Here is a 12,454-nt window from a genome sequence, read left to right on the forward strand (position 1 = left end):
TTACAGAGTCCTCCTTTCTTTACGCGCCAGATACAGGAAGAATGGTACCCCGATGAGGGCAACCAAAGCGCCAATTGGCGTCTCGTACGGCGGGTTAATCATACGTGCAGCCAGATCCGCAAATACAAGCAACAGACTGCCCATCACAGCGGAACATGGAATAATCCAGCGATAATCTACCCCAACCAGCTTCCGCGTGAGATGGGGAATAATGAGTCCAACAAAACCGACCGCACCCACCACGGACACAGCTGTACCCGCGAGAATCAGTACAACAATCAGGCCTATGAGCTTGATCAGCCCAGTACGTTGCCCCAAGCCCACCGCAATATCTTCTCCGAGACTAAGCAGAGTAATGGAACGGGAGATGAGAAGACCTGCGATCAGTGCCGCGAGTACCCAGGGGAACATGACCTCAAGTTGAGACCACTTCGTTCCGGCTACACCACCAGCTGTCCAGAAAGCCAAATCTTGTCCAATTCTGAAATATAATGCAATCCCTTCACTGAGTGCCGACAACATCGCAGATACAGCCGCACCTGCAAGCACAAGGCGTAGTGGTGTAAGGCCTGATTTAGAAGCTGCACCAAAACCATACACCAACAGGACACCAAGCCCCGCACCAAGGAAGGAATACATGATGATATACATAAATGGCAAGCCAGGGAAGAAGGCAAAACAAACTGCAAGCGCAAATCCAGCTCCTGCATTTAACCCAAGCAGACCTGAATCGGCCAGCGGGTTACGAGTCATGCCCTGCATGATCGCACCAGCTACAGCGAAACATGCACCTACCATTGCTCCTCCAAGGATACGTGGCAACCGAATCTCCCATATGATCTGATGTGGAGTCAGCTCAGGATTGAAGTCAAAGATGGCCTTCCAGACTACACTAAGCTTAATATCAGCAGCGCCAAAAGAAATGGACAACGCCATACCCAGAGCGAGTAGCAAAACTCCCCCTGTAAGAATAAGTGTGGCCGCCCACGGACGAGTGTGTATCTTCGCTGTGGGTGAATCCGGATTATGTTTTTCTGGTGAAGCTTGTGAACTCATACGCGCCCACCCTCGTTATGAGTGGAGCTGCTCAAACCTATGTACATAACAATCACCTCTCTATGAATACCGAACTTTAATGATATTGATTCTCATTCCCATAGACCATTGTAAGTGAATCCACCGGCTCTGGCAATGGACAAATAGGACATGTTTATTGCATATATGAATATTTGCACACAATTTCACACGCAAAAAGGCTGCGCAAGAGCCAAAAAGCTCGTACACAGCCTTATCATTGCATATGTAGAACATGTAAAATACAGACTCATTTAACGGGCATGTACCGTAAGTAAGGATGCCAGGACATCCGGAACATCGGTAATGATCCCTTGCACACCCATGTCAATCATGGCCTGCATCTCAGCAGGATCATTCACCGTAAATGGATAGGTAACAACGCCATGTGCAAGTGCAGCAGCAACATCTTCCTGTGTGACTGCCAGCTTGTAGGGATGAAGGCCGGTAGCTTCGAGTTTGGCGGCATAATCATAGGGTCGATATAACTTTTCCATATATAGAAGTGCTGTACGAATCTCCGGGGCAAGACGTTTACATCTCACAAGCGAAGCATGATTGAAGCTGGACAGCACGACCTGTTGCTCCAAATTCCAGTCCCGGATTGCCTGTATAACCTTCTCTTCCATCCCCTTATAACTCACAATACCATTTTTCAATTCCAGATTAAGCAGTGTTCCTTTCCCCTGTACCAGCTTGAATAACTCCTCCAGAGAAGGAATACGTTCCCCGGTAAAATCAGCATGGAACCAGGACCCCGCATCCCGTGTGCGCAATTGATCGTAAGTCGTATCCTTAACCCAGTCTTCTGCGCCGCCAGTTCGGTTTAACGTCTCATCATGAATCAGTACCAGTCTGCCATCACTCGTCATCTGCACGTCGGTTTCAATGCCTGTCGCTCCAAGCTCCAGACTCCGTTCAAAAGCGCTCATCGTATTCTCCGGGCATACGGCAGATGCACCGCGGTGGGCAATAATCTCCAAGTTCCTCATTCCAGCGCCTCCTGTGTTCAAGCTTCACTCTATGATCCTTACTATAAACACCGTTTGTTAGACCTGTATTAACAGAGCGTATAATGGGTTACCTGCTTCGCTGATACTAGCGAACGGGTTCAACATCTAACGGGCTGGGGATTCACTCATTTTTGCGAACTCAATCTGAAAATCGACATAACATAGTATGAACGATGGAAGCACTGAACTCCGTTATAAGGAGGTTGACTATTGAATCCCTCAAAGAAAAAATCGATACCTACGCGTCCTCACACATCCCAGTTACAGTCGGCTTCCAGGCTTTCCAGAACATCTGTCCATATCAAAAACAAATCCGGTAAGACGGCTAATCAGCGTTCTCTTAACTCCAGTTCACCCAACACACTGGATCAGCTGGCTATTGTTGCAGCAATACTCTCCTTAATTGCAGCCGCCATCGGGCTATATATCGCCTGGAAATCGTTAAGTAATCCGGATCAAACTGCTGTTGTGGTGTAAGCTGCTTGTTGTGCAGCTAATGGCTCAGGAGGCTCTCTCCTGCTTCTGACCTTATTCAGGGGCAGGTTTTTACTTTTTCAATTACTCAACGTATGCTGGAAACGTCAAAAAACCGTTCCCCTGAAACGCCGGCATATACCGGCGTCTCTTTGGAAAGGTCATTTTTTATTCGGGCGCTGCCTCTGCAGCTTAATCCCCGTCCCGGGATACTGACCGAATTACAGAATGAATGTGCGAGAGATAATAACCAACAGAATGAACAATACCAGAATTGCACCTGTTGATGTCCATGCTCCACCACCGAAGCCTCCGCAATATCCGTAACCTGTACCTTTGAGTTCGCTCATGAGTGACACTCCCCTCTTCATCGAAGTACACTATAGACTATGTCCGATAGCGCAACTTGCTTGGGCAGATCGAAAATTCTCCCGAGGAACGAGTAGGTTCAGGTCCGTCTTCTTATGCACTCATTTCCCGTTGAGTTGTGACCACTTCTGAGTCAGCTCTGCAGGAATATAGGATGACATTTGTTTGATCAGTTCAGCCGGATCAGCTTCCAGACTCCATAGACTGAGATGGGAGGTATTGGAAAATCCTTCCTGTACGCTGTGTTCTACCATCTTCATCAGCGGTCCATAATACCCGTTGACATTCAATAAACCGACAGGCTTACGATGAATACCGATCTGTGCCCAGCACAGCACCTCGAATAGTTCTTCAAATGTACCCATACCTCCGGGAAGTGCAATGAATCCATCGGATAATTCAGCCATCGTAGCCTTCCGTTCATGCATGGTTCCCACTTCAATCAGTTGTGTGAGCCCTCCATGAACAACCTCGCCCCGGAACAATCCAGTAGGCATAACCCCGATTACCTCTCCCCCTTGCTCAAGAGCAGCATCGGCTACTGCACCCATCAAGCCCATGCAAGAACCACCATAGACCAGTGCATAACCACTATCAGCAATCTGTTTGCCCAGTTGAACAGCCTTCTCTGTATAATCGGGGTGATTTCCCGGATTGGAGCCTGCAAAAACAGCTATACGTTTCATTGGGTTTCACTCCTTCTCATGATCTATTTTAATAATATATAACATGAATGTTATGGGTATGTACAACAGGTTAACAGAACCAATGGACAAAAAAAACCCGACCGTTTGCAGCCGGTCGGGCTCCCATTTCAATACACATCAATTTAGAAGGGGTTGTTATTACCTAATATACAGACCAAATATTAAATCCGTATGATCTTTGCATGAAATGAATATTAAATCTTCGTATATCTAACGTATGCCACGGCGTGAACGTACGACAAACATATGCTTGTCTTTACGAAGAACCCGACCATCTGCAAGTTCAACCTGATCCTCGTCATGACGCAGAATCGTCGTAGATAACGCTACTATTTTGGCACGGCGCCAGATCATCACCTGTGACTTGAAATAGATCGCATTTTCGAACTGAATCGCCTTTTTCATCACATATCCAACCTTGTGCACTTCAGAACGTGCTTTCTTTAAGGGAAGACTCTCTTCGGGAAGAGGTCTGATCATTGCGATATTGTCAAACGATACCTTAATCCGTTTCGGTCCGATTCGTACACATTCCGCTTCTTCATCCCACTCGACCAGCGTTCCCTTTAATGGCTCCCGTATGCCTGTTGCACGATATACCGCTACTTTTCGTCCTATCCAATGTCGCAATGTTCTCACCTCCATCTGTCTAGTTTTCAGGTATCTTCCAATCGATCGGTTTAATACCTTTGGAGGTCAAGAAATCATTGGCTTTGGAAAAGGGACGACTGCCGAGGAATCCACGATGCGCAGCCAGCGGACTGGGATGTGTAGACTCCAGTACCAGGTGCTTGTCCCTGTTAATAAATGCACCTTTCTTCTGGGCATGGCTCCCCCACAGCATATATACCATCGGCTCTGAACGTTCATTCAGCGCACGAATGACAGCATCCGTAAACGTCTGCCAGCCCAATGCCTGATGGGAGTTTGGCTGACCTTCACGGACCGTCAGAACGGCATTTAATAGCAAGACTCCCTGCTGCGCCCAATGAACCAGAGATCCATGATTCGGAATGGGCAGGTCCAGATCGGCCTGAAGTTCCTTATATATATTTTTCAGAGAAGGCGGTACACGTACCCCCGGTCTAACCGAAAAACTTAATCCATGAGCTTGTCCCGCTCCGTGATAAGGGTCCTGTCCAATAATAACGGCCTTAACCTGATGATATGGCGTCAGCTTCAGTGCGGAGAACAGGTCTTCTTTGGGCGGAAAGACCGTCTGCGTTTTGTACTCGGCGGCGAGAGTGTAACGAATCTTGTTAAAATAGTCGGCTTCCGTCTCTTCCTGAATCACCTTGTCCCAATCGTTTCCAAACATATGTATAGGCTCCTTTCCCCTGATGAATACAGTTTCGTTCAGCCCAACTACTGGGCTCTTCCTTCTGAGAGCCGCATGTCATGCAACTCATAGACTATCCACCATTTTAACATAACCGGGGACAGCAGACCAGAATTGCGCATCAGGGTGTACGTTCACCTCAAAAAAAATCGTATTTTTGCTACATTCCGTATACTCATACAAAAAAGTCACCACGCTATTGCGTGGTGACTTGATGACTTTATACTTGTACGGGTACCTCTTCGACTTCTTTCACAAGCACACTGCTGATTCTCCGTAATCCTTCCTGAAGAACAGAACGCGGACAAGCCAGATTCAACCGAATACAACCCTCGCCATTCGCTACAAACATATGACCATCTTCAAGCAATACACCCGCTTGTTCAGCGAAGAATAAAGGTAAACTTACATTTTGTGGAGCATATGCCGAGATATCGATCCAGGCCAGATACGTGGCTTCCGGGATATGAAAAACAGCCCGTGGCAGATGCTGCTTCACATACTGTTCTACGCAGGCGAAATTGGCGTCTAAATAACCTTTTAATTGTTTCAGCCATTCATCACCCGTTTCGTAAGCCGCTCGAGTGGCAGCGATGCTCAGTGGGTTTTTGAAACCATAATGGCGTGCCTGCCAGATGTCTCGAAGTGCCTTATTCGGAATGATGACATTAGAGAACATCAGACCAGCCATGTTAAATGTTTTGCTCGGGGACATGCATGTAATGATTCGATCCGTATCCGGGAACAGCTTTGCAAGTGGCGTATGTCTTTTGCCAGTCCGCAGCAGATCACAGTGAATTTCATCCGAAATAATCCATACATTGTTCCGCAGGCAGATCTCACCCACACGTTGTAACTCTTCGGTTGTCCAGACACGTCCAGATGGATTATGCGGGTTACAGAAAATACATACCCTTACCTTCTCATCCTTGGCCTTGGCTTCAAAATCCTCAAAATCAATCGAGTAACGCCCCTGATCGTTGATCATATCCGAACACACCAGTTCAAGATTGTTATGCTCCGCAGCTGACTTGAAGAAACCATAAGACGGGGTTACGATCAGTACTTTCTCATCCGATTGACAGATATATTCCACCAGTTCATATAAAGCGGGGATGATCCCGTTTGAGGTCTCCAAATGTTCCTGCGGGAAGGACCAGTCATAGTATCTTTTCATCCAGTTCGAGACAGCTTCATAGTATGCCGGATCAAATACCTGAGAGTAACCCATGATTCTACGGTCCAGACGTTCCTTAACTGCATCCAGAATCTCGGGAGGTGTGGCAAATTCCATATCTGCAATCCACATGCGAATGAATTCTTCATCTTTGAATGGAAAAGTCATGTCCTCTGTGGCGTTAAAAATATATTGACGGAAACCATCCGTATTCATCGCATTTGTTCCTGTGCGGTCGATAATCTCATCAAAGTTATATTTCATAGCTTCTGCTCCTCTATCTGCTTTACTTTTTCATTGTCGTTTCATGTCGTATTACACCTATTATTTCATGACGCAGGAATTGCATCAAATGTAATACAATCTATCCTGACGAAACAAATGAAGTTAATTGTTTCTCCAAAATAGGTATTTCAATGAAAAAGTGATATATTTCTCATATAACATCATTTTTATGAATGACTTTCATCATTTTCACGTACTCTCAAGAAACATTGCATAAGGAGAACCGTTTATGAACAATATCAATCAGGAAGTTGGCAAGAAAATACGAAACTTTCGGAAGTGGCGGGGACTGACCATTCAACAGCTTGCAGATCAGATCTTCAAGAGCAAGGGTACGCTGTCCAAATATGAGAGCGGAGATATTACACTTGATCTGGTCACGTTACATCATATTGCTAACGCGCTCAACATTCAGGTGGAGCAACTCTTGTACCAAGAACCAAGGCATGCATCTCCCCTGATGAATGCGGTCCCGTCCAGCTTTTTCAAGAACTCCACACGTTTCTATTCTTACTTCTATGACGGGCGTAACAACAGTCTCATTCGTTGTGTCATTGACATGATGGCTCAATCGGATGCCAACCGTTATCGCACCGTGATGTATATGAATGTGAAGGATTTTGAGAACTACCAGGAGTGCGAGAATATGTATTGGGGCCACACCGAGCATTATGATACACTCACCACGCTAATTTTGAAAAATCAGGCCACGCCGCTGGAGAATCTATACATTAATATTCTGGCGTCTTTTCAGGAATCGGAGAAAAAGTGGGGACTCATGGCTGGTGTCTCCTTCAGACCTTTCATGCCTATTGCGCTCAAAATGTTATTCTCCAGAACCCCGCTACCCGAGAATCAGGAGTTATATAATGAATTGAAAATCTCAAAGGAAGATCTGCGGACCCTGAAAATATACAATATGCTCGCCGTCACCTGAACAACGCAGAGCGTCACACATTCTCATATCATATGGGATGGAGACAGTCCCTCCCCACTAGAAAAGGCACTTCTATAAGCTGTTGAAACCAGCTCATAAAAGTGCCTTTCGCTTTGCTGCCTATTCGATCGGAGATAAGTGTGACTAGCGCTTAGTTTTTAATTAAATCCAGCGTTTCGTCAAACATTTGTTTCTGTTCCTCAATCTTGTTCTCATTACCGATCACGCAGCGCTGTTGCTGTTCAAGTATGGCCGATAAAAGCTCAGCAAAACCGATAATGTCGCTTTCCTTCGTGCTTAACACTTCGTCACGTTCCTGTTGCAGATCCGCTTCAGTCACATTCGACAGATAACACTCCAGCGAGAATGCTCCTTCGCCATAAGGCGTTCTCGGCGTATCGAGATCCTGAATCGCACCAATGATATAACGCGTCATCTCCCGCTCGTCTGCCCGGAAATCGGTCAAATATTGCGGTATCTCTTCGTATACTTTGTACGTTTTATCGAGGTTCGGATCACGATACGATGCAACATAGCTGTCTCCGTTCCGTCTGAAGCCTGACATACAGCCATAAGCTCCACCTTTGGCGCGGATATTGGTCCACAAGTAATCCAGAGACAGAATACCCTGTAAGACTCGTAGTGAACCCGTGTATTGATATCCTTTGTCGATATAATTACCCGTTTGCACCACATACTGCACCTCTGAAGGAGATCGGAATCCTTCCTTATGAGTAGCCGGTGTGAATGTAAATTCTTCCTTGGCAACTTCATGTGTGAACAGCTTCGCTTTCAGATCGGATACCTGTTGCTCCAGTCCTTCATATCCCTGCTCATCGGCAGTATAACTAACAAGCAAGTTCTCTGGTCTGAAAATATACCCCGTCAACTCTTGCAGGCTGGAAGATAACTCTTCTTTTCTCGCCTCAAAGTTCGCTTGAAGATCCTCAAGCCACTGGTAAAAGGCAATGCCACTCACAGCTTCTCTGAAATCGGCAACTGCTGAATGTTTGGACGAAGACCGGCCAATTCCCGCAGAATGTCCGCTATTGATCAGATTACGTTGCAGATTACCTTTCATCTGGGAGATGATCTCATATAACCGCTTCGAATTATCGAATTGGGACGTGAACACAATTTCTTTGATCATATCAAAAGCAAATCCAAGCTTGTCATATAACACTTTTGCGTTGAACTCATAGGTCGCCTTGAATTCATTGTGCTTATGCGCGTTAGCATAAGATCCTATCCCGCTATGAATACCACCCGAATGGATATGGATTTCATTGGACAGTTCATTGAACGAGTAGTTTTGAGTATCCACGTAACCCAGTACATTTTTCAGCAACCCTGCATACGGCAGGAGATGACGTGGCACTTCTTTGATATCAAACAACAGTCTCAGATAACCAATTCCATTGGTATAAAGGTTATGATGGAGAATGGTTGTGCCGTCGACCTGGTTCGCCGTTTGATGCAACGTAGAGGCCTTCGGTTCAATATCTTCAATCGATAACGTCGGAATGACCTGCTGCTGCTCTTTGGTTGAAGGTGTATTCTGATACTCGGCGAGCGCTTCTGTTTTCTGAATCAACGTCTGAACTTCTTCCTCACTAAGACCGGCCTGAATAGTTTTCAAACGTTCTTTCAACGCTTCCTCCTTGCGTGAGTTCAGCCCCTTATCCGGGGTAAGCGCCACAAAAGAAGTATGTGTGTTCTGCAAAATATATTTCTCAATCAGTTGCTCGAAGTAACCTTCGTTCATTTTTGTCCGCAGTTCAGCAAATACGTCATTGGCTTCTAAATGAGTGAAAGGTGCTTCTTCATCGTACAACCAGCTTTGCAGGGATGAGAATCCGTAGATCAGGCCTTTCGGCATTCTGCCATAGTCCGCTTCCCTGTGATTGAACTCATATGAGTTAATGCCAGCAAGCAGCGCTTTTGGATCAAAGCCTTCTTTTACCACACGCTCAAGCACTTCTTTGACCGTTCCCAAGAAATCCTCTTTGCTAGACAGATTGCTCTTCTTCAGTCCCACAGTGAATACAGGCTGATACAGACTGTCATCATAGGAACCGTAGACGTCCTTCGCAATGCCCTTATCCAGCAACGCCTGTTTCAATACCGCTCCCGGAGCGTTCAACAGTGCGTATAACAAAATTTGGAAGGAAATGTTCAGTTCCTTGTCCAGACTTGTGCCGATCACTGCATTGTAGGTCAAAAAGCTGTTATCCACTTCCGATTCCGTACTTCCAGCAGAGTAAGTCTTAACTGTGTCTACCCGTTCTGCAAAGGCAGGTTGAAGTTGAATGGCCGAATCAATCTCGATTCGATCATATGCACTCAGGTAGTTTTCATCCAGCCATTGCAGCTTCTCTTCCATATCCATATCCCCGTAGAGATAGATGTAACTGTTGGAAGGATGATAATATCTCGTGTGGAAATCCAGCAGCCCCTGATACGTTAGATCCAGAATAGCTTCCGGGAATCCGCCAGACTCGGAGGAGTATGTGGTATCCGGGAAAAGGGAGTTCAGCACTTCTCTGCGCACCATTCGTTCCGGTGAAGAAAAGGCACCCTTCATCTCGTTATATACAACTCCGTTGTAGGTTAACTCATCGTCAGCAGAGGTCAGGTTGTAGTTCCAGCCTTCTTGTAGAAATATCTTTTCATTCTCATAAATATTTGTATTCAATACTGCATCCAGGTAAATATCCATCAGATTATGGAAGTCATGATCATTACGACTCGCGATCGGGTAGATCGTCTTATCGGGATACGTCATGGCGTTAAGGAATGTATTTAATGAACCTTTCAGCAACTCAACAAAAGAATCCTTGGCCGGAAATTTCTTGGACCCACAGAGCACGGAGTGTTCTAGGATATGGGCTACCCCTGTATCATCTTCCGGAGGTGTACGGAAACCGATACTGAATACTTTGTTGTCGTCCTGATTGGACAAAAGTACAATTTTGGCTCCGGATTTCTGATGTTCCAACAGATACGCATCCGATTTCAGTTCTTCGATTCTGCGCTCCTGTAACACCTTGTATGGCTTAAGCTGTTTCAACATAAACTTGAGTCCTCCGTCCATAAGATTGTTTTATTGGTTTTGTGACTCTACATAAGTTCAAATATGTTTATTTACACGGGCACTCGGATGACAGAACAACAGGTGTCCTCTCCGTTATCGTGTAAATGTGTAGTTGAACCTATATCGTTCAGCACGGTAAAGGTAATATATGCCTATGGATAGTATACACCATTGTTCCGTCTCTTCATAAAAGCCAGTTAAAGAAATAGTACTTTGTATTGTTAAACCATTTCGGTTAAGAATATGCTAATAGATCTTTAGCATACACTCTCTCAACAGTTGCTGTGAAAAAGACGTATTTAGTTCAGTCTAATTTTAGACAAAAAAAAGACAACAGAACAATTTCTAATTCTGTTGTCTTTATCAAATTATTCCCCCAATATGTCTTACAGGAAACTGCGGAGAGGAATACTTGAAAACAAGAAAAATAAAATACAGCGTTCGTTATTGATGGAGGCAAAGTCATGACCTTTCGGAAAAAACACCCGCAGCAGATCATTGGCGTTCTCGTTCGATCCTTGTTGCCACGACCCCTGAAAGACCTCCTGTGGAAATTGGCCAGATTTCGGGTTTGAGCCAGTATTTGCATAGGTATGCGATAATTAAAATGCTGGGTCATAGTTCACTTCCAATTGATTTTATGACTGGGGCGACCTAAAATAGATACGCCTACCAACATAACAACGATATATACGAAAGATTAGAAACTATACGCATGACAAGCATTACTGATACTCTCTTTAATTTTATTACAGCCAATCATCAAATTCTCTATATTTATCGTCAAAGGAGGCATGATTTTAATCACTGTGTCATTACGACCAGCTCTTTCGAGAATAAGCCCATTTTTAAAGCAATTCGCTGTGATTTCCCGTGCCACTTCTTCGCCCAGACAAGAGACATCAATCCCCCAAATCATGCCAATGCCTCGAATATGTAGTCCAGGATATAGCGGTTCAATTTCATATTTTAAATATTGCTTAAGAAATTCTTCTTTTTTGCGTACCTGTTCCCCAAGCCTTTCCGCAGTCCTGAATTCAAGCGCGGCCTTAGCCGTGACAAAGGCTAATTGATTCCCCCTAAACGTTCCATTGTGCTCACCCGGACTCCATATATCCAGCTCCGGTTTCATCAGCAACAACGACATCGGCAATCCATACCCACTAATCGATTTGGATAAAATAACGATATCCGGCACGATTCCCGCCCGCTCGAATGAGAAGAACGCACCCGTTCTTCCGCATCCGACCTGAATATCATCGACAATCATCAAAATATCGTGATCATCACATAGCTGTCGCAGGCTTTGCAACCATTCATTTTCAGCAACGTTGATTCCGCCCTCCGCCTGAACGGTTTCCAGAATAACCGCTGCAGGCTTGCCAATACCGGAATGCGTATCTGACAGAATATGCTCCATGTAACGGATCGTATCCAACCCTTCAAAAGACTGTCCGTAAGGAATAAAAGTCACATTATTCAGCGGAATTCCCGCACTTTCCCGCATCGCATTGCTGCTCGTGACAGACAAACTTCCGAGGGACATCCCATGAAAGCCCCCCATGAAAGCAAATATACCATTTCTACCCTTGACCTTACGGGCCAACTTCAAAGCAGCCTCCACAGCATTCGTGCCTGTCGGGCCGCAAAATTGCAGCTTATAATCCAAAGATTGAGGTTGAAGGATATGCTCCGAAAATGAAAGAATAAAATCCTCTTTCGCTTTCGTATACATGTCGAGTCCGTGCATGATTCGGTCCTGAGCTACATACTCAATGATTCCGGCCTTCATATACTCATTATTATGCCCATAATTCAGCGCTCCGGCTCCTGCGAAAAAATCGATGTAGGCTTCTCCCGTAACCGAGTATAATTGCTCACCCTTAGCTCTATCGAAAATAACCGGAAAACTTCTGCAATAAGACCTCACGTTGGACTCCAACATTTCGAACGTATCCATTTTACATTCCCCTTTTCGTCTTTTG

The 12,454-nt window shown here is 45.3% G+C and carries 11 protein-coding genes; 2 read left to right on the forward strand and 9 right to left on the reverse strand.

Annotation, left to right across the window (positions count from 1 at the left end; genetic code table 11):
- Positions 1-1,056, reverse strand: a complete 1,056-nt coding sequence (locus MHI52_RS21025; RefSeq protein WP_036614761.1) for an iron ABC transporter permease — start codon at positions 1,054-1,056, stop codon at positions 1-3.
- 272 nt (positions 1,057-1,328) lie between these two features.
- Positions 1,329-2,066 (reverse strand): glycerophosphodiester phosphodiesterase, encoded by a 738-nt coding sequence (locus MHI52_RS21030; protein WP_127550803.1) that lies wholly within the window; start codon positions 2,064-2,066, stop codon positions 1,329-1,331.
- 231 nt (positions 2,067-2,297) lie between these two features.
- On the opposite strand from MHI52_RS21030, the gene MHI52_RS21035 reads away from it, so the two are divergent.
- Entirely contained in the window at positions 2,298-2,564 is a 267-nt protein-coding gene (locus tag MHI52_RS21035; RefSeq protein WP_036674861.1) for a hypothetical protein, read from the forward strand.
- Positions 2,565-2,782: 218 nt separating this feature from the next.
- Here the strand turns inward: MHI52_RS21035 and MHI52_RS21040 are convergent, their stop codons facing one another.
- The 5 genes from MHI52_RS21040 to MHI52_RS21060 all read right to left on the reverse strand — a co-directional run bounded on the left by MHI52_RS21040 (position 2,783) and on the right by MHI52_RS21060 (position 6,417).
- Positions 2,783-2,911 (reverse strand): hypothetical protein, encoded by a 129-nt coding sequence (locus MHI52_RS21040; protein WP_255319930.1) that lies wholly within the window; start codon positions 2,909-2,911, stop codon positions 2,783-2,785.
- Positions 2,912-3,031: 120 nt separating this feature from the next.
- Positions 3,032-3,616 carry a TIGR00730 family Rossman fold protein gene (locus MHI52_RS21045; protein WP_017687370.1) on the reverse strand — a complete coding sequence of 195 codons (585 nt, stop codon included), beginning with the start codon at positions 3,614-3,616 and terminating at the stop codon, positions 3,032-3,034.
- A gap of 231 nt (positions 3,617-3,847) precedes the next feature.
- A complete protein-coding gene (locus MHI52_RS21050) occupies positions 3,848-4,267 on the reverse strand; it encodes a hypothetical protein (protein ID WP_017687369.1) in 420 nt (139 codons plus the stop codon).
- 19 nt (positions 4,268-4,286) lie between these two features.
- The gene (gene ung, locus MHI52_RS21055) at positions 4,287-4,955 is read right to left on the reverse strand and encodes a uracil-DNA glycosylase (protein WP_405157575.1); all 669 of its coding nucleotides are present in this window, start codon (positions 4,953-4,955) and stop codon (positions 4,287-4,289) included.
- A 241-nt stretch (positions 4,956-5,196) separates the two neighbouring features.
- A complete protein-coding gene (locus tag MHI52_RS21060; protein ID WP_405157576.1) occupies positions 5,197-6,417 on the reverse strand; it encodes a MalY/PatB family protein in 1,221 nt (406 codons plus the stop codon).
- A gap of 250 nt (positions 6,418-6,667) precedes the next feature.
- Here MHI52_RS21060 and MHI52_RS21065 point away from each other — a divergent pair, with 250 nt between their 5' ends.
- Positions 6,668-7,375, forward strand: a complete 708-nt coding sequence (locus tag MHI52_RS21065) for a helix-turn-helix domain-containing protein (RefSeq protein WP_017687366.1) — start codon at positions 6,668-6,670, stop codon at positions 7,373-7,375.
- Between the two features lie 151 nt (positions 7,376-7,526).
- Here MHI52_RS21065 and MHI52_RS21070 read toward each other — a convergent pair whose 3' ends face one another.
- On the reverse strand, positions 7,527-10,448 hold the full coding sequence (locus MHI52_RS21070) for an insulinase family protein (RefSeq protein WP_253501883.1): 2,922 nt from the start codon (positions 10,446-10,448) through the stop codon (positions 7,527-7,529).
- 721 nt (positions 10,449-11,169) lie between these two features.
- A complete protein-coding gene (gene ectB / locus MHI52_RS21075; RefSeq protein WP_127550793.1) occupies positions 11,170-12,429 on the reverse strand; it encodes a diaminobutyrate--2-oxoglutarate transaminase in 1,260 nt (419 codons plus the stop codon).
- Positions 12,430-12,454 lie beyond the last annotated feature (25 nt).

It is taken from the genome of Paenibacillus sp. FSL H8-0283, from assembly GCF_045040675.1.
GTDB classification, from domain to species: Bacteria; Bacillota; Bacilli; order Paenibacillales; family Paenibacillaceae; genus Paenibacillus; species Paenibacillus amylolyticus.

Excerpts from the sequence above, each read along its gene's own strand:
- MHI52_RS21065 (WP_017687366.1), top strand. The coding sequence starts at position 6,668 with ATGAACAATATCAATCAGGAAGTTGGCAAGAAAATACGAAACTTTCGG.
- MHI52_RS21040 (WP_255319930.1), bottom strand. The coding sequence starts at position 2,911 with ATGAGCGAACTCAAAGGTACAGGTTACGGATATTGCGGAGGCTTCGGT.
- ung (WP_405157575.1), bottom strand. The coding sequence starts at position 4,955 with ATGTTTGGAAACGATTGGGACAAGGTGATTCAGGAAGAGACGGAAGCC.
- MHI52_RS21045 (WP_017687370.1), bottom strand. The coding sequence starts at position 3,616 with ATGAAACGTATAGCTGTTTTTGCAGGCTCCAATCCGGGAAATCACCCC.
- MHI52_RS21070 (WP_253501883.1), bottom strand. The coding sequence starts at position 10,448 with ATGTTGAAACAGCTTAAGCCATACAAGGTGTTACAGGAGCGCAGAATC.
- ectB (WP_127550793.1), bottom strand. The coding sequence starts at position 12,429 with ATGGATACGTTCGAAATGTTGGAGTCCAACGTGAGGTCTTATTGCAGA.
- MHI52_RS21025 (WP_036614761.1), bottom strand. The coding sequence starts at position 1,056 with ATGAGTTCACAAGCTTCACCAGAAAAACATAATCCGGATTCACCCACA.
- MHI52_RS21030 (WP_127550803.1), bottom strand. The coding sequence starts at position 2,066 with ATGAGGAACTTGGAGATTATTGCCCACCGCGGTGCATCTGCCGTATGC.
- MHI52_RS21060 (WP_405157576.1), bottom strand. The coding sequence starts at position 6,417 with ATGAAATATAACTTTGATGAGATTATCGACCGCACAGGAACAAATGCG.